This is a genomic window from Streptomyces sp. NBC_00029 (genome assembly GCF_045160505.1).
Taxonomy (GTDB): domain Bacteria; phylum Actinomycetota; class Actinomycetes; order Streptomycetales; family Streptomycetaceae; genus Streptomyces.
This window is the reverse complement of the sequence record NZ_CP108292.1, coordinates 295,195-317,752: the sequence shown is the minus strand read 5'-3', so window position 1 is coordinate 317,752 and position 22,558 is coordinate 295,195. Positions and strand designations below refer to the sequence as shown.

General features: G+C 71.4%; 24 protein-coding genes and 2 pseudogenes. 10 read left to right on the top strand and 16 right to left on the bottom strand.

Features of this window, described 5'->3' with window-relative positions:
- Nucleotides 1-92 precede the first annotated feature (92 nt).
- Nucleotides 93-689 (top strand): annotated as a pseudogene (locus OG753_RS01505) (IS5 family transposase); the annotation flags it as partial.
- 66 nt (nucleotides 690-755) lie between these two features.
- Here the strand turns inward: OG753_RS01505 and OG753_RS01500 are convergent.
- The 3 genes from OG753_RS01500 to OG753_RS01490 form a co-directional block, all read right to left on the bottom strand.
- Nucleotides 756-1,322, bottom strand: coding sequence for an SMI1/KNR4 family protein (locus OG753_RS01500; RefSeq protein WP_327260255.1), 567 nt, complete (start codon nucleotides 1,320-1,322; stop codon nucleotides 756-758).
- A gap of 113 nt (nucleotides 1,323-1,435) precedes the next feature.
- Complete coding sequence (locus OG753_RS01495; protein ID WP_405786771.1) at nucleotides 1,436-2,398, bottom strand: hypothetical protein; 963 nt, start codon at nucleotides 2,396-2,398, stop codon at nucleotides 1,436-1,438.
- Between the two features lie 140 nt (nucleotides 2,399-2,538).
- A complete protein-coding gene (locus OG753_RS01490) occupies nucleotides 2,539-3,261 on the bottom strand; it encodes a class I SAM-dependent methyltransferase (protein WP_405792492.1) in 723 nt (240 codons plus the stop codon).
- Between OG753_RS01490 and OG753_RS01485 the strand changes: the two are divergent.
- A pseudogene (locus tag OG753_RS01485) lies at nucleotides 3,253-3,683 on the top strand (MarR family winged helix-turn-helix transcriptional regulator). The gene OG753_RS01490 and the pseudogene OG753_RS01485 overlap by 9 nt on opposite strands.
- A 93-nt stretch (nucleotides 3,684-3,776) precedes the next feature.
- Here the strand turns inward: OG753_RS01485 and OG753_RS01480 are convergent.
- A complete protein-coding gene (locus tag OG753_RS01480) occupies nucleotides 3,777-4,682 on the bottom strand; it encodes a helix-turn-helix transcriptional regulator (protein WP_405786770.1) in 906 nt (301 codons plus the stop codon).
- 190 nt (nucleotides 4,683-4,872) lie between these two features.
- Here OG753_RS01480 and OG753_RS01475 point away from each other — a divergent pair, with 190 nt between their 5' ends.
- Nucleotides 4,873-6,243 carry an MFS transporter gene (locus OG753_RS01475; RefSeq protein WP_405792490.1) on the top strand — a complete coding sequence of 457 codons (1,371 nt, stop codon included), beginning with the start codon at nucleotides 4,873-4,875 and terminating at the stop codon, nucleotides 6,241-6,243.
- Between the two features lie 84 nt (nucleotides 6,244-6,327).
- Complete coding sequence (locus OG753_RS01470) at nucleotides 6,328-6,510, top strand: hypothetical protein (RefSeq protein WP_405786769.1); 183 nt, start codon at nucleotides 6,328-6,330, stop codon at nucleotides 6,508-6,510.
- A gap of 27 nt (nucleotides 6,511-6,537) precedes the next feature.
- On the opposite strand, the gene gap is transcribed toward OG753_RS01470, so the two are convergent.
- Both gap and OG753_RS01460 read right to left on the bottom strand, forming a co-directional pair.
- Nucleotides 6,538-7,536, bottom strand: coding sequence for a type I glyceraldehyde-3-phosphate dehydrogenase (gene gap / locus OG753_RS01465; protein ID WP_327260249.1), 999 nt, complete (start codon nucleotides 7,534-7,536; stop codon nucleotides 6,538-6,540).
- Nucleotides 7,537-7,687: 151 nt separating this feature from the next.
- Nucleotides 7,688-8,644, bottom strand: a complete 957-nt coding sequence (locus OG753_RS01460) for a helix-turn-helix domain-containing protein (protein ID WP_327260248.1) — start codon at nucleotides 8,642-8,644, stop codon at nucleotides 7,688-7,690.
- Between the two features lie 188 nt (nucleotides 8,645-8,832).
- Between OG753_RS01460 and OG753_RS01455 the strand changes: the two genes are divergently transcribed.
- Nucleotides 8,833-8,976, top strand: a complete 144-nt coding sequence (locus OG753_RS01455; protein ID WP_405786766.1) for a hypothetical protein — start codon at nucleotides 8,833-8,835, stop codon at nucleotides 8,974-8,976.
- An 18-nt stretch (nucleotides 8,977-8,994) separates the two neighbouring features.
- Here the strand turns inward: OG753_RS01455 and OG753_RS01450 are convergent, their stop codons facing one another.
- Complete coding sequence (locus tag OG753_RS01450) at nucleotides 8,995-10,257, bottom strand: hypothetical protein (protein ID WP_405786764.1); 1,263 nt, start codon at nucleotides 10,255-10,257, stop codon at nucleotides 8,995-8,997.
- Between the two features lie 334 nt (nucleotides 10,258-10,591).
- On the opposite strand from OG753_RS01450, the gene OG753_RS01445 reads away from it, so the two are divergent.
- Nucleotides 10,592-11,482, top strand: a complete 891-nt coding sequence (locus tag OG753_RS01445) for an MBL fold metallo-hydrolase (protein WP_405786763.1) — start codon at nucleotides 10,592-10,594, stop codon at nucleotides 11,480-11,482.
- Nucleotides 11,483-11,495: 13 nt separating this feature from the next.
- Here OG753_RS01445 and OG753_RS01440 read toward each other — a convergent pair whose 3' ends face one another.
- Nucleotides 11,496-12,893 carry a hypothetical protein gene (locus tag OG753_RS01440; protein WP_405786762.1) on the bottom strand — a complete coding sequence of 466 codons (1,398 nt, stop codon included), beginning with the start codon at nucleotides 12,891-12,893 and terminating at the stop codon, nucleotides 11,496-11,498.
- A gap of 98 nt (nucleotides 12,894-12,991) precedes the next feature.
- Nucleotides 12,992-14,899 (bottom strand): ATP-binding cassette domain-containing protein, encoded by a 1,908-nt coding sequence (locus OG753_RS01435; protein WP_405786761.1) that lies wholly within the window; start codon nucleotides 14,897-14,899, stop codon nucleotides 12,992-12,994.
- 363 nt (nucleotides 14,900-15,262) lie between these two features.
- On the opposite strand from OG753_RS01435, the gene OG753_RS01430 reads away from it, so the two are divergent.
- Nucleotides 15,263-15,664 (top strand): hypothetical protein, encoded by a 402-nt coding sequence (locus tag OG753_RS01430; protein WP_405786759.1) that lies wholly within the window; start codon nucleotides 15,263-15,265, stop codon nucleotides 15,662-15,664.
- Nucleotides 15,665-15,717: 53 nt separating this feature from the next.
- Nucleotides 15,718-16,290, top strand: a complete 573-nt coding sequence (locus OG753_RS01425) for a GNAT family N-acetyltransferase (RefSeq protein ID WP_405786758.1) — start codon at nucleotides 15,718-15,720, stop codon at nucleotides 16,288-16,290.
- A 47-nt stretch (nucleotides 16,291-16,337) separates the two neighbouring features.
- On the opposite strand, the gene OG753_RS01420 is transcribed toward OG753_RS01425, so the two are convergent.
- Both OG753_RS01420 and OG753_RS01415 read right to left on the bottom strand, forming a co-directional pair.
- On the bottom strand, nucleotides 16,338-16,883 hold the full coding sequence (locus tag OG753_RS01420; protein ID WP_405786756.1) for a flavoprotein: 546 nt from the start codon (nucleotides 16,881-16,883) through the stop codon (nucleotides 16,338-16,340).
- 154 nt (nucleotides 16,884-17,037) lie between these two features.
- The gene (locus OG753_RS01415) at nucleotides 17,038-17,631 is read right to left on the bottom strand and encodes an NAD(P)H-dependent oxidoreductase (protein WP_405786754.1); all 594 of its coding nucleotides are present in this window, start codon (nucleotides 17,629-17,631) and stop codon (nucleotides 17,038-17,040) included.
- Nucleotides 17,632-17,944: 313 nt separating this feature from the next.
- Between OG753_RS01415 and OG753_RS01410 the strand changes: the two genes are divergently transcribed.
- Nucleotides 17,945-18,439, top strand: a complete 495-nt coding sequence (locus OG753_RS01410; protein ID WP_405786753.1) for a hypothetical protein — start codon at nucleotides 17,945-17,947, stop codon at nucleotides 18,437-18,439.
- Here OG753_RS01410 and OG753_RS01405 read toward each other — a convergent pair.
- On the bottom strand, nucleotides 18,421-19,092 hold the full coding sequence (locus tag OG753_RS01405) for a GNAT family N-acetyltransferase (protein ID WP_405786751.1): 672 nt from the start codon (nucleotides 19,090-19,092) through the stop codon (nucleotides 18,421-18,423). The genes OG753_RS01410 and OG753_RS01405 overlap by 19 nt on opposite strands.
- A 17-nt stretch (nucleotides 19,093-19,109) precedes the next feature.
- Here OG753_RS01405 and OG753_RS01400 point away from each other — a divergent pair, with 17 nt between their 5' ends.
- Nucleotides 19,110-19,595: a hypothetical protein gene (locus OG753_RS01400; protein ID WP_405786749.1), complete on the top strand. Its 486-nt coding sequence runs from the start codon at nucleotides 19,110-19,112 to the stop codon at nucleotides 19,593-19,595.
- A gap of 85 nt (nucleotides 19,596-19,680) precedes the next feature.
- Here OG753_RS01400 and OG753_RS01395 read toward each other — a convergent pair whose 3' ends face one another.
- Genes OG753_RS01395 through OG753_RS01380 form a run of 4 tightly spaced genes read right to left on the bottom strand, consistent with a single transcriptional unit; the run spans nucleotide 19,681 to nucleotide 22,544 of the window.
- Nucleotides 19,681-20,241: a hypothetical protein gene (locus tag OG753_RS01395; RefSeq protein WP_327260235.1), complete on the bottom strand. Its 561-nt coding sequence runs from the start codon at nucleotides 20,239-20,241 to the stop codon at nucleotides 19,681-19,683.
- Entirely contained in the window at nucleotides 20,241-20,807 is a 567-nt protein-coding gene (locus OG753_RS01390; protein WP_327260234.1) for a matrixin family metalloprotease, read from the bottom strand. Before OG753_RS01390 ends, OG753_RS01395 begins: the two co-directional genes overlap by 1 nt.
- 40 nt (nucleotides 20,808-20,847) lie before the next feature.
- A complete protein-coding gene (locus OG753_RS01385) occupies nucleotides 20,848-22,029 on the bottom strand; it encodes a hypothetical protein (RefSeq protein ID WP_405786748.1) in 1,182 nt (393 codons plus the stop codon).
- Nucleotides 22,026-22,544 (bottom strand): GNAT family N-acetyltransferase, encoded by a 519-nt coding sequence (locus tag OG753_RS01380; protein ID WP_327260232.1) that lies wholly within the window; start codon nucleotides 22,542-22,544, stop codon nucleotides 22,026-22,028. Before OG753_RS01380 ends, OG753_RS01385 begins: the two co-directional genes overlap by 4 nt.
- Nucleotides 22,545-22,558: the final 14 nt, after the last annotated feature.

Genomic DNA, 22,558 nt, shown 5'->3' with positions numbered 1-22,558 from the left:
CACTGCGCTGCCCAACGGGTCTCCTCAGTACGTGGGGACGCCGCAGGATACGAGCTGCATCCTGCGGCGCGTGATTCCACGTAACTAATAGGCGGACCGTCTGGGGGTTCATGGCGAGATGGACCGCAGCCGGAGTCGTCGGCCAGATCCGTGACCACCTGCGCGGACACATCCGCCGTGACATGGGCAAAGGCCCCCGGGCCGTCGCCACCGTCATCGACTCCCAGAGCGTCAAGGCCGCCGAGACCGTCGGCAAGGACTCACGCGGCTACGACGCCGCGAAAGAGATCAACGGCAGGAAACGCCACCTCGTGGTCGACACCCGAGGTCTTCCGCTGCTGGTCATGGTCCCCCCCGCCGACATGACCGACCGCGACGCGGCCAAAGAAGTCCTCTTCAGACTCCGCCTCATGCACCCCGAAATCACCCTCGTATGGGCCGACTCCGCTGACGCCGACCAGCTCGTCGACTCGGCCAAGAAATACCTCCGGCTGACCGTGAAGACCGTCAGCCGGCCCAAGGATGCCACTGGATTCGTCGTCCTGCCCCGCCGCTGGGTCGTTGAACGCAGCCTGTCGTGGATCACGCAAGCCCGGCGCCACGCGAGAGACTACGAACGACTTGTCCAGCACAGCGAAGCCCTCATCACCTGGGCCGCGATCACCCTCATGACCCGACGCATCACCCGTCGCACCAGTGGGTGCACCAAGCAGACCTGCACCGCGCGGTGACCGCTGCAGCAATCACTGCCACGCTTAAAGCGGCTGGCCCGTATAGGCATCGAGGCCCGCTCTTCTGCGTTCCCGTGCCACGGAACGGTGCACGAACCCGCTGTCCGCCGATGTCACATCGATGCTGATGGGGTAGACGGGGAAGTCGTTCAGAAGGAGCCTGCGCAAGAACTCTGCCATGCCGCACGGGTAGACCGTGAAAACTTCCTCCGTGTGACGCCCGCAGACCAGGACGGGCCATTCATCCGGGTCTGAATCGGCGGTCAGCCAACACAGGATGTCCGCGCCTCCAGTCACGCCCCACGCGAGAATGTGGGCGGGATCAACGTCCAAGACCTCTCGACCACCCTCCACCTCCCAGATATCGCGGGCGGTCTCCGTTTCCTCGTCGAACGCCTCGGACAAGGGCTCGTAGATACCGACGTGGCGGGTGAGGGTGCCAGCGCCATACACGGACATGAAGGCCACGAAGTCGCTGGGGAAGCGTGACTCCCACTTCGCTTCGGCTGCAACCCAGTCGACGCCCTCGTCAACGCCGAAATCCGTTGGCAAGGCATCCGACAACCCTGCCATCAGTGCTTCGTGCTCCACCGCGACCCTCCAGTCAAAGAGCAGGAATCCTACAGGTCGCGGTCCTTGCAGGTCAGGGATCAGAAACACGCACTCATGGCGAGCGCCATCGGTTCCGCATCCCTCCGTACGCACTACGTGGCACTGCGCGGATTTCCGGGTTCGGCCTTCCTGGGCCGGAGATGGTTGAGCCGCTTGCGGATGTGCTCCACCTGCTTGCGGTGGCCGGCGTTGGTGGCCAGGCCCTCGGCGAGGGTGATCGCCTCGGTGAAGGGGTAGCGGGCATTGGGCAGATGTCTCGCAAACTTAAGGTTTCCAGCGATCGCGCAGACGGCGTCGTGGATCCCCCCGATGACCGCGACCCGGGTGCTTGCGCGTCCGACAAGGCTGATCACCCGGTCGAATTGTTCGGTAGCCGCGTACAGGGCGGCCAGCGTGCGCAGCGCGTTCTGGGTCGGCGTAGACGGGTCGATCGCCGCCGCGACCCGCTCGTACAGGCTGTCGAAGTCGTCGGTGTCGAGGCTGTAGGAGAGCAGCGCCCAGCGTGCACCGTCGGCCGGGGCGACCCGGTGGTAGCCGCGACCATGCTCAGGGGAGGCCAGCTCGCTGACGATGGTGTCGAGGATCGGCGTGATGTCGGTGTGCCTGTGGCTGTTGCGGACCATGTGCATGGCGGCGTGACGAACGGCCAGTTCTTCCTGTCCGAGGCCGTCGAAGAGCGCGAGCAGGCATGGCACCGACAGCGGGAGGCGAAGATCGATGCGGTGGACCTCCGACGGCGCTACCTGCCGGAGGCGTCGAATAAGGTCCGGATCGTCGGTGCGGCACGCGTGGATCAGCAGGGCCTTGGTGATGTTGTGGCGGTTGTCCCCGCCCAGATGGGCGGGCTCGGTCGGCTCGTTGATGAATGCCTGCGGGTCGCCGAGCAGGTCGACCAGCTTGTCGCTGTCATCAGGGGCGATCGCCCCTCCGGCGTGCACCGCCCTGACGACGCCGCGCGCTTGGTCGCGCACATAAAGCGCGCTCGGGCCGCCATACCCCTCGAGCAGCAACTCATCGGCAAACACGCATTCGGAAGGGGGCAAGGAGCTGGTCACTGCATGACCCTACGGCATGGGAATCAAGCCGACCTTCGCAAGCACTACCGCACCCGGGTCCCGCTTCAGGGAGGCGAGCAGCGCGGTGCCCGTCCTCATTGCCTTCAGCCACCACCGCCGGCAGCCGACCGACGCACACCTCACCGATCGGCGGAGCGCCCGGCCCGCCGAGTCCCCGCTCCGGCCGCTGCGCCTGCGCCCGCCGCGCCGCCGGTTCGGGGGAGGCCGCCGATCCGTGGGCTGCGCCCGCGAGCACGGATGTGAAGCGGGCCCGGGGCCCGCTGACGGAGGGCCTGACGGTTCTCCGCGATCTCGACCTCGGTGACTTGGCCCGTGCCCTGGAGCAACTGACGGAAGCCGGCGGCGGTGAAGGCATCAGTCATCGCGTGCAATGGCTTGCGCCAGAACCTCATCGGGACGGACTGCCCGTTGAACGTCCAGTCGAATGTATAGCTGGTGGTCGCAAAGTAGTCGGGCCGAGGATCTTGGATCGTGTAGGCCACGAACGGGTGGTTCACCGACGCGATCAGCCGGCCGCCGGGCCTGAGCACTCGCCGTAGATCGGCCAGTGTCGGCCCCCGGTCCTCCAGGTAGTGCAGCACCAGCGACGCGACCACGTCGTCGAACGCACCGTCGGCGTACGGCAGGCGGTCGCTCAGGTCGACCACGTGCAGGGCCACGTCGTCATCCAGCCGCCGCCGCCTGGCCAACGCCAGCATCCCGGCGCTGGCGTCGATGCCGGTGACGACCGCACCGCCGTCGCGTAGTGCAGCGGACAGGGAGCCCGAGCCGTAGCCGGCGTCCAGGATCCGGCGGCCGGCCACGTCTTTGGCGAGGGCCAACATCGCGGGCCGATCGGACACGAGATCGCGGACGCGCTGGGCATTCTGCTCAAGCGCACGACTCGCACGCGCCTGCACCAGCAGCTCACGGACGGCATGGGGAGGCTGTCGACGAGCTGACCTACCCGGTGCTCAGCGCCCTGGCCCGGACCGCCCCCCGCAGTGCGGCCGACCTCGCTCAGGTCGCGGGGGTCGACCGTTCCGGCGTCACCCGCCGGGCCTCCCGGCTGGAGGCCGCCGGCCTCGTCCGCCGTGAGCCGGACCCCGCCGACCGGCGCGCGCACCTCCTCGTCCTCACCGAGGAGGGCCGGCTCGTCGTGGCCGAGCTGCGGACGCGCCTGGCCGACCGGATCACGGAGAGCCTGTCCTCGTGGCCCCCGGGCGAGGCCGAGACCTTCGCCCGCCACCTGTGCCGCTTCATGGCCGAAGGGCCCTTCGCCTAGCGGACCGGGGCGACGCGTTCGGCGCAGTGGCGACCTCGACTGCGATCTCGGCCTGGACCTCGGCCGCGATCGCGGCCATGATCGCTTCGAAGGTCAGGCCGGCACGACGGACCCGGTGCCGGCCACCTCCGCCGGCTCTGACGCATCCGCCGACTTCGCGAGCTGCTCCAGGCTCTCCAGCCGCTCCCGCGTCTGCGGGTCCAGCGGTACGTACGTCACCAGCCTCGGCCCGGTGCTCGGGCCGAGCCACAGGTTGGTGTGCTCCAGGTGCAGCATGCCCACGTGCGCGTTGCGGATGTACTTCGACTTCGCGATCGGGCCGCCGGCCACCTCGTGGCGGGCCCACACCGCCCGGAACTCCGCCGACGCCGCCTCCAGCCGGGCCAGCAGCGTCGTCCACGCGGGCTCCAGCAGGTGCTCGGCCATCGCCGCCCGGAACCTTGCCGCCATGAGCCGGTGCGTGCTCGGCAGGTCCACGACCGCCTCCCGCCACTGCGGGTCCGTGAAGGCCAGCCACATGCAGTTGCGGTCCTCAGGCGGCGTGGCGTCCAGGTCGCCCAGCAGCCGCCCGTAGGCGGCGTTGTACGCGAGGATGTCGTACCGGCTGTTCTGCACGCACGCCGGGATGTGGCCCAACTGGTCCAGCATCGCCCGCACGGCCGGGGTCACGCTGGGGCAGAACGCCGGCGGGGCCGGGTCCAGGCTCCCGGCCAGCGCGAACAGGTGCTCCCGCTCGCTCACGTCGAGCATCAGCGCCCGCGCGACCGCGTCCAGCACCTGCGCGGACACCTGGATGTCGCGCGCCTGTTCCAGCCACGTGTACCAGGTCACGCCCACCGAGGACAGGTGCGCGACCTCCTCGCGGCGCAGCCCCGGGGTCCTGCGGCGCGGCCCGCGCACCAGTCCGACCTGCTCGGGGGTGATCCGCTCGCGGCGGCTGCGCAGGAACTCGGCCAGCTCGTGCCGGCGGACATCGCTTCCAGGGGCCACAGTGGTCATACTGCCAGCCTGCCGCACGGCCCATCCTGTTGCCAGGTACTCCTGATACCCGGATAAGTGCACTCTGGTACCCGCCCGGCGCCTGCGCGACCGTCGGAGGGTGACTCAAACCCCTCTCCGCAACACCTCTGCGCGCAGCACCCCCGCACGCACCGGCACCGCACGCACCGCCACCGCGTCCGCGCCCCACCTGGGCGGGCTCGGTCTGTTCACCGTGCTCCTGGGCGCGGCCCTGCCCCTGATCGACTTCTTCATCGTCAACGTCGCGCTGCCGTCCATCGAGCACGACCTGTCCGCCGGCCCCGCCCTCCTGGAGCTCGTCGTCGGCGGCTACGGCGTCGCGTACGCCGTCCTGCTCGTCCTGGGCGGGCGCGTCGGCGACAGCCTCGGCCGCCGCCGGCTCTTCCTCATCGGCATGGCCGCCTTCGGCGTGACCTCGCTCGCCTGCGGCCTCGCCCCGAACGCCTGGAGCCTCGTCGCCGCCCGCGTCGCCCAGGGCGCGGCCTCCGCCCTCATGCTGCCGCAGGTGCTCGCCACCATCCAGGCCACCACCGAAGGCCCGCGCCGGGCGCGGGCGTTGAGCCTGTACGGGGCCACCGGCGGCCTGTCCATGGTCGCCGGGCAGATCCTCGGCGGCGTCCTGGTCGCCGCGGACCTCGCCGGAACCGGCTGGCGCGCGGTGTTCCTGGTCAACGTCCCCGTGGTGCTCCTGGGGCTGGTCCTGGCCGTGCGCACCGTGCCGGACACCCGCGCCGGCCGGCCCGCCGGCGTGGACGTACCGGGCACCCTGCTGCTCGCGCTGTCGCTGGTCTCGCTGCTGCTCCCGCTGACCGAGGGGCGGGCCGCCGGCTGGCCGCTGTGGACCTGGGTCTCACTCGCCGTGTTCCCCGTCGCTGCCGTGGCGTTCTACTTCACCGAGCGCCGGGCCGACCGCCGCGGCCGTACCCCGCTGGTGCCGCCGAGCCTGCTGAGGCTGGAGTCGCTGCGACGAGGCCTCGCGCTCCTGCTGCCGTTCTCGATCGGGTTCGGCGGCTTCATGTTCGTCCTCGCCGTCACCCTCCAGCAGGGCCTGGAGATGGGTCCGGTGGCGGCGGGCCTGGCGCTGGCGCCGATGGCCGTCGCCTTCTTCGGCGCCTCGCTGGCGGGGCCGCGCCTCGTCACCCGCTTCGGCAGCCGGATCGTCACGGCCGGAGGCGTCATCCAGGCGGCCGGGATCGCCCTCCTGCTGGCCACCCTGCGCCACGGCTGGCCGGACCTCGGCCCCGCCGTGCTCGCGCCGGGCACTGCCCTGGCAGGACTGGGCCAGGGCTTCCAGATGCCCGTACTGATACGTCTGATGCTCTCGGACGTCCCCGCCGACCGGGCCGGGGCGGGCAGCGGCGTCATGATCACGGCCCAGCAGTCCGCCGTGGCGCTCGGGGTCGCCACGCTGGGAAGCCTCTTCCTCGCCCTGATCCCGACGGCGGGCGTCCGCGGGGCGGTGAGCGTCACCCTGCTCGTACAACTCGCCCTGATCGCGCTGACGGTCGTCCTCAGCCTCCGCCTTCCCCGCATGCGCTGAGCGATCCGCATGAGTAGGAAGCACCGGGGCGGCTGAGTAGGTACGCCGAGGCGCCGCGCGCGGCCGGCCGGTTCACTGTGATCCATGACCGAGACCAACCGCATGCAGGCGCCGGGCCCGCCCGCACGACGCACGAAGCCGTGCCAGTGGTGCGGGCGCCCGGTGCCTCAGCCCTTCCCGGTGGTGCGCAAGATGCACTGCAACACCCGCCACTGGATCAGCGACGTGCGCGACGGCTTCTGGCGCAGGCTCTGGGACAACCTCTGAGCCGCCCCGCCGGGGACCGCCGTCGGTTCAGCCCGCGGCGAGCAGCGTGAGCGTGTCGATGACGCGGTTCGAGAAGCCCCACTCGTTGTCGTACCAGGCGACCACCTTGACGTGGCGGCCGTCGACACGGGTGAGCTCCGAGTCGAAGATCGACGAGGCGGGGTTGCCCGTGATGTCGGAGGACACGAGCGGGTCGTCCGAGTACTCGAGGACGCCGGCCAGCGGGCCCTGCGCCGCGGCGCGGTAGGCCTCGAGGATCTCCTCGCGCGTCACCTCGCGGGCGACGGTGGTGTTCAGCTCGACGATCGAGCCCACCGGAACCGGCACGCGGATCGAGTCGCCCGACAGCTTGCCGTCGAGCTGCGGCAGCACCAGGCCGATCGCCTTCGCGGCGCCGGTCGAGGTCGGCACGATGTTGACGCCGGCGGCGCGGGCCCGGCGCGGGTCGCGGTGCGGACCGTCCTGCAGGTTCTGCTCCTGCGTGTAGGCGTGCACCGTGGTCATGAAGCCGTGCTCGATGCCGGCCAGCTCGTCGAGCACGGCGGCCAGCGGGGCGAGCGCGTTGGTGGTGCAGGACGCGTTCGAGACGATCGTGTGCACGGCCGGGTCGTAGGCGTCGGTGTTGACACCGAACGCGAGCGTGACGTCGGCACCGTCGGACGGCGCACTGACGAGCACCTTGCGCGCGCCGGCCTTGATGTGGGCGCGGGCGGCCTCGGCCGAGGTGAAGCGGCCGGTCGCCTCCAGGACGAGGTCGACACCGAGCTCGGCCCACGGCAGCTGCTCCGGCTCCCGCTCGGCGAGCACCGTGATGCGGTGGCCGTCGACGACGAGCACGTTCCCCTCGACGGTCACGGGGCGGCCGAGCCGGCCGGACGTGGTGTCGTAGGCGAGCAGCCGCGCGAGGGTGGCGGGCTCGGTGAGGTCGTTGACGGCGACGACCTCGAGGTCGGTGTCGCGCTCGAGGAGCGCGCGCAGCACGTTGCGGCCGATGCGACCGAATCCGTTGATGGCAATGCGAGTCATGAGCGATGTCCCTTTCGTTCGCCATCAGGTTCGCGCCCGCTCACCGTCCGCGACAGCGGCGAGATCGCCATGGTTCGTAAGGATCTCGCCACACGGCTCCCACACCGCTCCCACGCCGCTCGCACACCGGTCCCACCTGGCTGACCTCGAGCTATTCGCCCTGCGTGAACGTGCGCCGGTACTCCGTCGGGGTGGTGCCGAGGATGCGGTGGAAGTGCAGCCGCAGATTCGCACCCGTGCCGAGGCCGACGTCGTCCGCGACCTGCTCCACACTCCGCTCCGAACGTTCCAGCAGCTCGCGGGCCACGTCGATCCGGGCGCGCATCACCCACTGCATGGGCGTGTACCCCGTGTCCTCGGCGAAACGCCGGGAGAACGTACGGGGCGAGACCCCCGCGTGCTGGGCGAGCGCCTCCAGGGTCAGGGGGTCGCCGAGCCGGTGCAGCGCCCACTCGCGGGTTGCGGCGAACCGCTCGCCGAGCGGCTCGGGAACGCTCCGCGGCACGTACTGCGCCTGCCCGCCGCTGCGGTAGGGGGCGGCGACCAGGCGCCGGGCCGCGTGGTTCGAGGCGGCCACGCCGAGGTCGCGGCGCAGGATGTGCAGGCACAGGTCGATGCCGGAAGCGGCGCCGGCCGAGGTCAGGACGCTGCCCTCGTCGACGAACAGCACGTTCTCGTCGAGCCGGATGTGCGGATGTTTCGCGGCGAGGGCGCGCGCGTAGTGCCAGTGGGTCGTGGCGCGCTTGCCGTCGAGCAGGCCCGTGGCGGCGAGCGCGAACGCGCCCGTGGAGATGGCGGCGAGCCGCGCGCCCCGGTCGTGCGCGGCGATCAGCGCGTCGATCACGGCCCGGGGAGGGTCCTCACGGTCGGGGAAGCGGTAGCCGGGGACGAAGACGATGTCGGCCCACGCGAGCGCGTCGAGCCCGTGCGTGACGTGGTACGACAGACCGTCCCCGCCGGTCACGAGGCCGGGCGCCGCGCCGCACACCCGTACCTCGTACGGCATGCTCGCGCGGGTCGTGAACACCTGCGCGGGGATACCGACGTCGAGGGGCTTGGCGCCCTCGAGGACGAGGACGGCGACACGGTGAAGGCGGGAGGGCGGCACGGGATTCAGGGTACGGCGAGCCGACTGCCACCCCGCGAGCGGATCGCAGGTCAGCGCACCGAACGGGAGCACCGAACGGGAGCACCGAACGGGTCTGCGGGCGGCGGGGCCGGGAGGGAACGGCCGTCACCGCCCGCCTCCGCACCGGAATACCGGACCTGGCCCATGCGTACGGACGGGAACTCGCCATGCACTACGCGCCCGACGCCCTCACCCTCTGCGCCCTGGATCCGGCCGACGCCCGCCGCTCCGCCCGCTGGGACATCGCCCTCGTCGTCCTCGTCCTCCTCATTGGCGCGGCGGCTGCCGCCGCGGGTGTGGTCCTGCCGTGAGCCCCGGAGCGGCCGGCGTCACAGCCGCCCGGCGATGAGGTCCAGGTCCCCCCGGGTGAAGCCCGGACCGTCTGCGCCGTCCGGTGCGAACGACTCGATGACGGCCTGGATGACCGGAGCCTCGTCCGTGCCGTCCACCTCGGTCAACTGCACGTTGTAGAAGACCATCCGGCCGTCCACGTCCTCGTTGGAGATCTCCAGGACCTCGTCGAGCCAGTCGTCCGCCTTCACCACGTTGCCCAGGGTGCGGTCCAGCTCGCGCAGACAGCTGCGCCCGATTCCCGGAAGCAGCGTCGCGGCGAGGGCGGTGGCATCGGCGAACGTGCGCACGCCGGGCCAGAAGGTGTTGATCGGGCGGGGCCGGGACGCGTCCGTGAAGTCGAAGAACGTGAGCGTGTGGCGCACGCACACGTGGTGCACGTTCTTCTCGGCCGCGGTGAGCGTCAGGGTGACCCTCCGCCCGCTCACGGTGGCACGGACCGTGGCCGTGGCGGCAGCCGTCGCCGAACCGGCGTACGCCGCGATCGACGGCGCGTTCACCCGGGCCGCTGCGAAGAGCCGCAGTCCCCGCTCGGTCGTCGGGAACGGTGTGAGCCCCTTGCGCAGGTTCTGCTTGGTCGTGGCGTCGAACACCCACTGCTCGCGCAGGGGCGGGTACAGCACCCGCCCACCGCGTGCGACCCGTTCGGCGGCCATGTGCGCGCTCTGCAGGTGCCCGTGCAGGGTGGTCCAGAGCGCGGCGTCGTACACACCGCGCCCGTTGTCGGCCTCCGCGGCGTTCAGCCAGGCGGTCTCCAGCGCCTTGAGCGCGAGCGACACGGCGTCCATCCGGCGGGTGCCCGGACCGTCCGGCACCGGCTCGGTGTCGGGGTCGAAGTTCATGCCCGGGTCGTTGGCCGGGCTCTGCGGCCCCAGCGACACCATCAGCGGCAGGTTCCACAGCAGGCGGTGCGGGTTGGGGCTGCCGCCGTGCCCCGCCATGGCCACGGCGCGGGCGACGTCCTCCCCGGCCACCGACCAGCACAGGTTCCAGAACGCCCGCGCCGCATCCTGCACCTGTCGGTTCTTGGAGTTCCAGGCCGGGGTGACCTGTTCGGCCATCGAGCTGAGCCGTTCCTTCGAGATCTTGTGGTGCAGTGCACCGGATTTCCACTCGGTGGGCAGCGCGTACGCCTGCTTGCCGTCGTTCAGCGGCCCCACGGCCCACTTGTTCTTGTCCGGGACCTCCCGGGCGGTGCTCGGTGGTGGCGCCGGCCTGCCCGCCACTGGAGACGTCGTCATGGCACTCCCTTCGCAGCCCACCGAGCGCGGGCCGCGCTCATCTTCGGGTTCCCCGCGAGCGGCCGTCCACCGGTTCCGGTGCATTGGGGCGGACGGAAACGGAGCCCCGCGCAAGCCCTGCCGCAAGCGCCCCGGACGCCCCACCCACCACGCCCGGTGACGATCCGGGAGGCCGTTTCCCGCGCCGGAAAACCGCGGGCCGCTCAGGGGCACCGGCCGCTACGATCGGGGCCTCATCCGATCATGGCGGTCCCACGGAGGCACCGATGACACTGGCCCCTGCGTGGACACCCGCCCACCCCGAACGGCTGGAGAACGGGCATCCGTTCCGCCAGTGGAGACCTGGCGCATCCCCGGTACCGATCTCACCCTCTCCGGGTACTCGCGCGCCAACGACAAGACGTTCTTCCACATACCGGAACTGCGCTGTGCGCTCGACGCCGGGCTGGCGGAAGGACGTCAGCCCGAAACCGTCTTCCTCACCCACACCCACCACGACCACTCCAAGGACCTCGACTACCTCGCCGCCAGACCCGACGGCGTCGACATCCACCTGCCGGCCGCCGCGGTCCCGTACGTGGAGACCTTTCTGCGGTCCTCCGCGGAGCTGAACCACGGCGCCGCCTACGACCCCGTCCTCGCCGAGGGCTGCCGGCTCCACGGCGTGCGCGGCGGCGACGAGTTCACCTTCGGACGCCGCGGCCACCACGTACGGGTGGTGGAGTGCGTCCACAAGGTGCCGTGCGTGGGGTACGCGTTCTCCGAGCGCCGCAAGGCGCTGCTGCCCGAGTACGAGGAACTGCGGCGCGACCTCGCGGAACAGGGCCGGGGCGCGGAGTTCGGCCGGACCCTCGCCCAGCGCCGAAAGGAGGGGGCCGAGGTCGAACGAGAGGTGCTCAAGCCTTTGTTCGCCTTCCTCGGCGACACCCACGTGAGCGTCTTCGAGGACAACCCGTGGCTGTTCGAGTATCCGGTGGTCATCACCGAGTGCACCTTCCTCGACGACACCGAGCTGGAGCGGGCTGACCGGGTCGGACACACCGTGTGGAGCCGGTTGAAGCCCGTTGTCGAGGCACACCCCGACACCCTCTTCGTCCTCACCCACTTCAGCCTGCGCCACTCGGACCAGGACGTCCTCGACTTCTTCCGCGACGAGCGACCCGAGAACGTGCTGCTGTGGGCGCACCCGGAGAGCCGGCTGCCCGAACAGCACCAGCACGGCTGACTGGCCCGCGGGCTCAGACCCCGGCCAGCGCGTCCCGCAGCCGCCTTGCCTCCTTCAGCAGCCGGGAAGAACCGGGTCGCCCGGCGAGAGCGGTGACCTCGGGCAGCTCACCGCGCGCACCCGACAGCCGGGCCGAGTCCGCCGAGACGGCCAGCAACGCCCCGTGGACCTGCGGGCGGGTGCAGGCCAGAAGCCCCGGGAGAGCAGTGGCCAGCACCGCCCAGACCGCCCCGGCGCCTTGCGGCGCGACGGTCGCCGCCCGCAGCGACTCGGTCAGCAGGGGCACCTTCAGCGTGCCCAGCCCCACGAGTTCGGTCAGCTCCCGGCCCAGCAGTTCTCCGTCCAGCCGGCCCCGAGCGGCCAGCAGGACCAGCGCCCGCACCGCGGCCTCCCGGTCCTGCTCGGGGACGGACGCGAGCCCGTAGGCGACGGCCAGGTGCACGGCGGGTCCCGCCGGGCCGTCGGTCGTCGCGAGCGCCTGCAGAAAGGAGGGGGAGCCGCTGCCGTCCTGATCGGCGGCCGACGCGACCCCCGTCAGCAGCCGGGCCGCGGCTATCTCCGGATGCCAGGGCAGGGTCGCAACCGTGTGGGCGTTCCGGTAGTCCGGCATCGACCAGTGCGGACAGGAGAGGTGCGGCTCGAACTTGCGGAACAGCGACCAGAAGGCCCGGGGGAACGCGCCCCGGCCCTCGATCGCCTCGTGCCCCACATAGATCCTGCGGCCGATCCGTGCTCCCCGACGCCTGCTGGGCCGCTCGGGCTCACCGGCTTCGCGCTCCCGCCACCACACAGGCCGGGGGAGACCGCCCTGCCGCAGCCAGGCGGCCACCCGGGCCCCCTCCTCCAGCTCCAACCCCTCCGCGGCCCGCACCGCTTCGGGATCCACCGGGCCGCCACAGCGCAGCAGGGCCTGGCCGAGATCGGCCGGCCCGGGCCGGACGCCGAGGCGCTCGTACTCCGCGAGCCGCGCGACCAGATCGTACGGTTCCACCGCGCCCGTCGGCCCGCTCGGGACGGACAGCAGGAACGGAACGTGATCACCGGCCCGCAACCGCGCCGCGACCTCGCCCACGCGCGCCCCGGCTATGTAGTTCAGCGCCACGTGCTGGCACAGTTCGAGCCAGTCCGCCCCGACCTTCTCCCAGGACGTCAGCGCCTGCACCGGCTCGACCGCGGCGCCGACCACACCCCCGAGGGACTGCACCTGCGAGTGCGGCTTCAGCCTGAACGCGCGCGGGACGGATCCCAGCGCGGTGGCCAGTGCCTCCCGGTCCCGGTAGCCGTGACTCACCACGGCGTTGAGCAGCCGTTCCAACGACTCCACGCCGGGGTCACGGCGTTCTGCCAGCACGGCCGCGACCTCGTCGGCGAGCGCACCCAGTGACGGTACGGCGAATTCCCCCTTGATCATGTGACCAGGCTAGACGGCCCCACTGACAGCACCGCCGACGGCCGGGCGCGGCGCCCGTACACGGCCGTACGCACGCCGCCCGGCCCGGAGCCGCCGGTCTACCGGTCCTGGGAGAGCCGGACGAGCTCGGCGAAAGAGCCGTCCATGCGGACCAGTTCCCCGTAGGTGCCCTGCTCCGTGATCCGTCCCCCGTCGAGGACGATGATCCGGTCGGCGAGGCGGCAGTTCTCCATCCGGTGGGTGACGATCACCGTGATCCGGTCGTCCTTCATGTCCCGCAGCCCGGAGAACACCATGTGTTCCCCGCGCGGGTCCATGGCCGACGTCGGCTCGTCCATCACCAGCAGACCCGGCTTCCGGTGGAAGGCGCGCCCGCAGGCCAGACGCTGCCACTGACCGCCCGAGGGCTCGTGCCCGCCCCAGACCGAACGGGCCAGCAGGGTGTCCAGGCCGTCCGGGAACGCCTGGACGGCCGTCCGCATGCCGACCGCGTCCAGGGCGTCCCAGACGGCCTCCTCGCCGCGCGGGCCGGGCTGGCCGAGCGTGATGTTCTCCCGGGCGGAGAAGGGCCAGTGCCCGTACGACTGCGTCACGAGGCCCACGTGCTGCCAGGCGCTGCGCTGGTCGGCGTCGGAGGTCGGGATCCCGTCCCAGGAGACCGTGCCCGAGCTCGGGGCCGTCAGCGAGGTGAGGAGCCGGATCAGGGTGGACTTCCCGGCGCCGTTCTCGCCGACGACCGCGATCACCTCGCCCCGGGACAGGGTGAGGGAGACCGGCCCGAGCGAGGGGGTGTCCTTGCCCGGGTAGGTGTAGGTGGCCTCCTCCAGGCGGATCTTCTCCGGGGCGCCCTCCATCACGTGCGGTCCGCGCGGGCCGGACTTCTCGCGGGCCTCCGCGACGAAGGCGGTGTAGTCGCCGAGGTAGAGGGCGTGCTGGAACATGGCCGCGCCGTAGACGACGAGCTGCGACAGGGCGGCTGTGGACGTTCGCATGGCGACGATCGCCGTGCCGGCTGCGGCCATCGCCATGTACCCGCCGAGGACGAGCCCGGCGAGCGTCCCGTACGTCGCGACGACGAAGACCCCCGAGGCCGCGGCGGCGATCAGGTGGACGGTGAGGTAGCGGGGCGCGGAGCTGACCATCCTGGAGTCGATGCGCGCGCAGACGGCCGCGTACCAGGAATGGGCGTACGGCCGCATGCTGTTGCCGCGCAGCTCGTCGGCGAGCTTCGGGGTCGTCAGGTGCCAGCGCATCATGTGCTTGATGTTGCGCGAGGCGATCGTCTGGTTGTGGAGGCGGTGGTCGAGGCGGGCGGCGTAGACCGAACCGAGGCCGCGGGGGACCACCGACAGCACGAGGAGCGGCAGCAGCACCGGGTGGACGACGGCGAGGACGGACGCCACGGCGACCATGTCGATCAGACCGCCGGTGAAGCCGAGGGCGTCCTGCAGCAGCATGGCGGAGCGGGCGGATCCGGTCTCGGCGGCCTCGGAGCGCTCGGTGAAGTCCGGGGCGTCGTAGGCCGCGAGTTCCACGTCCATGTGGGCGTCGACCATGGCGAGGTCGGCGAGGGTGGCCATACCGGGGTTCAGGCGGCGGGCCGCGCTGCCCGAGGTGATGGAGGCCAGTGCGCCGAGCGCGGTCATCGCGGCGGCGAAGACCAGGGGCGGGGCGGCCGCCGAGATGCGCTCCTGGACGCCGTCGCCCGCCAGGAGCGGGACCATCGCCCGGGAGATCGCCGCGAGTGCGGCCGCCGTGCAGATCCCGCCGAGGAGCTGGGCCGCGACCAGGACGTGGAACGCGGCGCGGTTGACGGCGAGGGCGAGCCTCGCGGTCTGCCGGAGGGCGGAGGGGACGCGGCGGGCCATCTGCCCGAGCGACAGCGCCTCCATGGTCTCGTTGTGCTGGCCCCAGGTGTACTTGAACTCCGGAGGGGCGGGCGGTGCGGCGGTCTTCCGGTGCTCGGCCTGCTGCTCGGTCTGTTGCTCGGTCTGCTGCTCGGACATGCTGCTTCTCCTTCAACCGGGTTGTTTCGGAGGCCCGTTCGTGTGCTCGTGCGCATGGTGGAGAAGCCCTGCTGCGCGGTTGCGCAGGGGGCGGATGCGTGGTCGCGGGAACGGGGAGGAGCGAGTAGAGCGCAGGCCGGAGGCCGGAGCAGCGGGATCTGGCCGACCTCGTGGAGACGGCCCCCTTGCCGTGGCCGCTGATCGTGTCCGGCGGCCGCCGGGCTGCCGGGCCGAGCCGCGAGGCAGGTTGGCCGGAACCGGCCGGTGCGGGGGTCGCCTCTCCGGAATTCGCTTGCGGGCACCTGGCGCGGCCGGTCGCGGGGGCATGGCCGCCCGCGGGGCGGGACCGGGGATGATGGCGGAGTGCTGGTACGAGTGGAAACGCTGCGGCAGGAACCATCGGGGCCCGTGGTGGTGCGGGTGCACTCGGCGGTGGGTGCCGCTGTCGTGGTCTGGGAGGACGGTGCCCGTGAGGCGGTGGGCGGCGAGCACCACATCGAGTGGACCGTCGACGAGGACATCGCCTGGGCGGGGAACACCCGGTCGGCCGCTTCCGCCACGTCCGGGGTGCGGGAGGAGGGCGGCCACATCGTCTTCCGGGGGCGGCTGGGCCTGACCGAGGACGGGGCGGCCGTCCTGGACGTGGGCGGCGCCCTGATCCTCTTCGAGATCGCCGGTCCGCCACCGCCGGACGACGCCGACGGCACCTGGGTGGAGGTACGCGCCGGACGGAGCTCCGTCAGCGTCTGGCCCTGCCGGTACTGACGCACGCCACAGGGGTCACCGTCCCGGCGATGACATCGTGGCATCGTGATGCCATGGTCATCAGTGTTCGCCCGGCCGCGGAGTTCGAGGACGTCCGCGTCATGCTCGGGCCGAAGTCACCCGGCGCCAATGTCTGCTGGTGCCTGAGCTACCGGATCCCGTCCAAGCTCAACAACGAGCTGCGCGGGCCCGCTCGCGGTGAGTACGTCGCAGAGCTGTGCCGCAGTGATCCCCCTCCCGGGGTGGTCGCGTACGACGGCGACGAGCCGGTCGGCTGGGCCGCGGTGGCGCCGCGTGCGGACACCTCGTTCGCCCACAGTCGAAGGATCCCGCACGTCGACGACCTGCCGGTCTGGTCCCTGTGGTGCGTCCGCGTCCGACCCGGGCACCGGAAGAAGGGGATCTCGCACGCCCTCATCGCCGGTGCGGTCGCATTCGCCCGCGCCCAGGGCGCACCGGTGATCGAGGCCTACCCCCTGGACAACGGTGACGCCAAGGCGGACCTGACGATGGCGTACGCCGGCATCCGCAAGAACTTCGAGCGCGCCGGCTTCGTCCACGCCGCTGACACCACTTCGGTGCTGGCCGGCCATCCCCGGATCCTGATGCGGCTCGACCTGCGCTGACGGACTTCGCCCCCGGCCGTGGCCGGGCGAGGGGGCCGGGACGCGCGCTACGCCTGGGCGGAGACCTGGCTGAGGGCGTTGAGCGCGGTGGGCCAGGGGAAGTTGAGCGGGGCGTCGGGGTCGACCGGATCAGGGGTGTAGCCGGTTTCGCCGTGGAGCAGTTCGACCCCGGCGGTGCGCAGGGTGTTCAGGGAGACCTCGAACTGGGGGTGGGCGGCGAGAGCCGTGTTGGTGCAGGGCATCGCGATGACGGGCAGGCGCTTGCCGGTCGCCTCGGCGGCGAGACCTATGACGAGGTTGCTGGTGAGGCCGAGGGCCCACGCGTTCACGGTGTTGAAGGTGGCGGGTGCGAAGAGGACGGCGTCGGCGGCAGGCCATAGGTCGGGTTGGCCGGGGAATTTGTACTGCCAGCGGACGGGATGGCCGGTGAGGGCGGCGAGTCCGTCGAGGCTTCCGGACAGCCAGTGTGCTGCGGTGGGGGTGAGGCCGAGGCACACGTCCCAGCCGCGCGTCTGGGCGTCCTCGATGACATGCGCGATGTCGAAGACGGGCGGGGCGGCGGAGCAGAGCAGGTGGAGCGTCCTCGTGGTCATGCCGCAATATGATCACATGGTTTGACCTTGGTTGCGGTCCCGGGACCAAGGCGCACGTTTCCGCGGGCGATCCCACGACGGCCGGCCACCGAAACGGAATCGGGCGATCGGGATGAACCGGGCGGGCCAGCCGCTCGGTGGAACACCGCTCGGGTCAGTCCATGAGCGCCGCGGCCTGCCGGCGTGCCTGGTGCAGCCAGGCCGCGCGTTCCTCGTCGGAGGAGTCGGTGACCGTACGGAACACGACGCGCCGCACGTCGGTCATCCCCGCATACGGCAGGACACATGCCGCCCATATCCTCTGCAGCGGATCACCGAACTCGCTCTCCTCGCGGTCGAGGGGGGTGTCGGACGTGTTCAGGACGAGCGCCCTGCCGGCCTTCAGGAGCGGTGCGGGCTCCCCGTCCGCGGTGCCCAGCTTGTAGGCGACACCCGGCGCCAGTACCCGCTGCACCCAGCCCGTGAGCACGGCGGGCGGCATCCCCCACCAGTTCGGATGGACGAACACCAGGGCGTCGAGAGCAGCGATCTCTCGCTGGTGCAGCGCCACCTGCGGGTCGATGGCCGGCGCGGCAGCCTCGACCGTCCCCGTCTCCTCGGCGGACAGCAGCGGCGGGAACTCCTCGGCGCAGAGGTCGTGCGCGATGACCCCGCACCCCAGACCGCGCAGCTCCTCCACGACGGCATCGAACACGGCGTGGTTGAAGCTCCCCGGCCGCGGGTGTGCCAGATAGACCCCGATCTGCATGGACGTCCCCCGTCGACTTGAGCCGCCATCGGCTACGAGGCCGCGCGCGTGGGCTCGCCCGCCCGCCGCGTCAATCGGCCCGACCCCATTGTCGGGGCAGCCGCCGCTCGGGGAAAGGTTTCGCGATCAAGGAGCGAGCGCGTCCGACAGGACCTGAGGCCGCCACCAGCGGCTTCGGCGGCGGCGTCGCCCTTGAGCGCACGGGCCTGCGCCGACGGCACCCTCGGGTCCTGCACGTGCGCGGGTCGCCCGGATGGGGGAAGCTGGGCATAGCCGCAGAGCCGAGCGCGGGACAGACGGGCGAGGAGGCCTCGTGGAAAGATCAGCAGACGGCCGGTCCGTTCGCGCACCCCGGTCGCGGATCCGCTCCGGAGTGCGGACCGCCACGCTGCTTTGCGCGGCGGCGGCCCTCGTCACGGCCGTGGTCCCGGCCTCCGCACAGACGCGGACCGCACCGGACCGGGCACCGGCGCCGGTCGTGGTCGTCGACTGCTTCTCGGAGGCCCAGGTCAAGCCCGAGGAGTACTTGCTGGCCTGCGGGGACGGCAACAACCGCCTCGTGGATCTCCGCTGGGACACATGGGGTGCGCAGGACGCGACGGCCACGGGCACCGACATGGTGAACGACTGCACCCCCTATTGCGCGGCGGGCCGCTTCCGGCCCTACCCGGTGAAGGTGACGCTGAGCAGTCCTGAACCCTGGCCGGACCACCCGGGCGTCCAGCGCTTCACCATGATGAGACTCCTCTACACGGACACCGCTCCGTCCCCGGTCCCGAAGGACGTGACCTACAAGATCGCGTACTGACAGGGATCCGGGTCCGTCGCCAGGCGGGCATGGAGCTCGACGTCGAAGCGACTGCCGTCGTAGGAGAGCTTCTGGCGTTGCCGGCCTTCCACGGCGAAGCCCGCAGCGAGAGCGACTCGGCACGATCCGGGGTTGTTCACCCGGTGCCCCAGCTCCAGCCGGAACAGTTCGGCGTCGCGGAACGCCCAGAGAGCGAGAGTCCGGCAGGCCCGGGACGCGACGCCGCGACCCCGGGCCGTCGCCGTGGTCCAGTAGGAGACCCAACCGATGCCGTGGCGCCGGTTCACCGCACCGACCGACACGTGTCCGAGCACCATGCCGTCATCGTCGTCGACGACGACGGAGAAGGCGAAGGCAGAGCCGGAGTCCCACTCGTCATCACGAGCCGCGATCCACTGCTCCGCGGCGTGCACGGTGCCGATCGGCTCGCTGGTCTGCTCACGCATGAGGGGGTCCGCGAAGGCGGTCATCACCGATGGCGCATCACGCATCGCCCATCTACGCAGCACCAAGCCCGGGGAAACATCGATACGTTCACGCACGCCGCGAGTCTTCCCCGCGGTCTGCCGCGCTGTCATCCCGTTTTCCGGACCGCCGGCCGTTGGCCGTTGGCCGCCCGCAGGCAGGAAACCGGGCTGCGTTCGATCGAGCACCCGGGCAGCATGGCGGTGTGAGTGATCTTCTGTGGGATGACGTGAAGTGCTTCTTCGACCCCGACTCGATGGGGTCGCTGCCGGACGTGCGCGTCCCGGACTGTTCGGTGGGGGACTGGCAGGCGGTCCTCGATCTCGTCGGGGCGAGGGGCTGGGCGTGCCGGTACTCCGAGGGCGCGACCGTACTGCCGGTGCCCCGGGCGGAGACCGTGTTGTCCCGCCCGGCGGACGCCGAGTGCCCGGAACTGCGCGTCCGGCCGGATCCGGACGTCCTGGCGATCTTCCGCTTCCATGACGACGAGGTGATCGACTTCGACGTCGACCTGAGGGAGTTGCAGGGGCAGGAACGACTTGACGTGTTCTGCGGCTTCCTGCGGGAGATCGGGCGGCTCCTGGGCAAGCCGGTCCTGATGGATCCGGAGGGTGCTCACGGCCACCCGGTACTCGGCTTCGACGTCCGGGCCGATCGGGTGGTCCTCCTGGCCGAGCCGCAATCGATGTGAAGCGCGTGCGTCGGACAGGCCGGTGAGCCGCCGTCCGCCGGCCGCCCCGAGTGCCGTGCACCGGAAGCGGACCGGGCCGCGGCGGTCAGCCCGGACTGAACACGTCGTTGCACTCGGCGGGGGTGGCCGCCTTCGGGCTGTCCGCGACAGCGGTTCTCCAGTGCGAGATCTCCCCGTCGATGCCGCGCCGCAACGGCTCGGCGTGCGACACCCACGCCTCGGTACCCGGTTCGCCCATCGTCGAGCCGAAGCGGACGGCGATGACGTACCGCTTGCCCGGCTCCAGCACCGCGTACCGGTCCGGGTCCTCCGTCGCGTACCTGCCCGGGCTGCCGCCGCCCTTGACGCCCTGCGTCAGGGACAGCACCGCCGGGAACCGGCCCTTCACCACGTTCAGGACCTTCACCTCGGTCGTCAGGAACGCTCCCGGCTGCGTGCTCTCGTCCTCCTGGTACGGCCCGGTGCGCACGCCCTCGACGAGGGCGATGCCGCGTGCCGCCGAGGCGACCCCGGTGTCCGTGGAGAGGTCCGCCGCACAGATCATCGAGGTCGTCACCTCGCCCCGGCCGGCAGCCACGACCCAGCCCCCGGCGGCGAGCAAGCAGCCGGCGGCCAGTCCGCCGAACGTCCATACCTTCGTGTGCATCAGCCCCACAGCTTCCGGTAGTTGGCCTTGTCCACGTCCTGCGGAAGGGTGAAGAGCGAGTGGGCGCCGGTCCACATGATCGACCGCACGTAGGTGGACCCGCCGTCGCTCTTGTGGCACAGCCCGAGCGCGTGCCCCAGCTCGTGCACGGCCACCTCCCGCCGCGTGTCCGCGTCGTAGCGGGACATCTTGGCCCTGTTGAACCTGATGTAGTCCGTCGCCCCGGTCCCGGGGCGCCGTTCCCACTTCGCCGCGGCCACGTCGGAGGCGCTCGAATAGTCGGTGAACTCGAGGTCGTTCGAGGTGATCGCCGAATCAGCGACGATCTTGATCCTCGAGCCCGGGTACTGCCACTTCGCGACCGCCCACTTGAAGGCGTCGTCGTAGCCGGTCCGGTCGGTCCACCGGATCTCACCGTCGTCCACAGAACTGTCCGCGCGGGTTTCCGTCGCGTCCGGGCCCGACTTCGCGGTGCACGGGGCGGGGTTCACCGCCGCGTGCGCCGGGGAGGGAGCGAGGAGCAGTACGGCGGCAGCCGCGGTGAGGCCGGCGACGAGATTCTTCATCCCATCCACGGTAGGACACCGGGTGGCGGGGCCGATCGTTTCAGCACCCGCTCCGGACGGAAGATTTCCGTTCTGCCGGACCGGGTCGATCCGGCGGTGGCCAGGGACCGGCCGCCAGCAGACGCCCCGCCTCCGCGACGATGGCAGCGGCCAACTGCACCCCCTGGCCAACCCGGTTCGCCCCCCGGCCGTGGTACGCATCGACCCTGTCGACCAGCGGCCGAAGGGCGCGCGGGTGCGCCAGAGCCTCCCAGCCCTCGTGCACGATCACATCCCCACCGTCGGCGGGAGCCATGCTGCCGTTCACGATCAGCCGGAGCCACCAGCGCACGAGCTCCCAGCGGGCCGACTCCCACGGCAGGTCGGTGTCATCGGTGGGAAGGCCCTCGGCCAGGCCCAGCTCGACGAGTGCCCGGTCGAACAGCGCATCGGCCCCTTCGCTCCCGGCCCGCGTCAGACCGGCGAGCAGCACCAGAGACTCCGTCTCGACGCCCAGCACCAGTGCCGCAAGCGCGGCCTCGATCAGGTGGTGCGGATGGAGCCGACGGCCGATCAGGCGCTCGAGCGCCAGCATCCGCAGGTACTCGACCGCCTCCTGCGCACTGACGGCGTACGGGGTATGAGGTGTGGGCGCACGGACGTCGATCCCCGGCCTGCCATTGACGAAGTACGACCAGAAACGGACGGTCGATCGACGGGTGGGAAGGCCGCTCGCCCGGCCGGCGAACTCGTGCCGGATGTAATCGGCGAGGTCGTTCCCGTAGACGATGATGTCGCTCTGGTGGACGGACAGGACGCAGTGGCCCCACTCGCCCGCCGTGGCGGGCAGGTAGCGGTGGCCGTACACGGGGACCAGCGGGGGAGCGGCCGCGAGTTCGGCCCGTGCGAGCCGAAGGGCATCGGACGTCTGCGCAGGTCTCGCTCTCCAGTCGGGATGCCAGAAGCGGGCGTGCTCCATGTCGAAGAGCACGCCCTCGGCCGGGCCGGCGAGCCGGTGGGCCAGCTCGGCGGGATCGCCGCCCCGCCAGTCGGGCCAGGCCCGAGTCCCGTGCGGGAGTCCGGCGGCGAGGAAGACGCGATGGTCCGCCGCGAACCTGAAGCCGAACCGCTCCTCGATCCGGCCGAGTTCCCGTTCGTCGAGCCCCGGCCCGATCTCGGCCGGGAGCATCTTCTGGAGGTCCTTGGCCTCCTCGAGGGTCAGGACCGGGGGGATCGCCGTCAACTCGTCGCCGGGCTCGGGCCGTTCGGGGCGAGAGCGAGCCGGGCCACGCGTTGGCCGCCGCTGAGCTCGCCCGTGGGACTGAAGCCGAGGCCGAGATAGAACGGCTCGGGGCTGTTGTCGCCGGTGTCCCAGCAGACGTACGCCTCGTGGATGCCGCGGGAGCGGATCTCCTCCGTGGTGGCGTGGACGGCGAAGCGGCCGTACCCCTTGCCCTGGTGGCGTGCGTCGATGTTCAGGCGCCAGATGCCGCTGCGCCGGTCGGCGGGGTCGGTGGCCGGGTCCCAGACGATGTCGTGGAAGGCCATCACGAAGCCGACGACTTCGTCGCCGTCGACGATGGCCCGCGGCCAGGCGGTCGCCGTGTGCACGTACGCCTCGGCGAGCGACTTCACGACGGGGGATACGAGGTGGCTCTGGTCGGGGCGCACCTGTATCGCGCAGACGGCGTCGAAGTTGTCGCCGGTCACGGGTTCCAGGCGCAGCGGGCCCGGTGCGGGGGAGTTCAGGGCTGGCATGACCTCAGGGTATC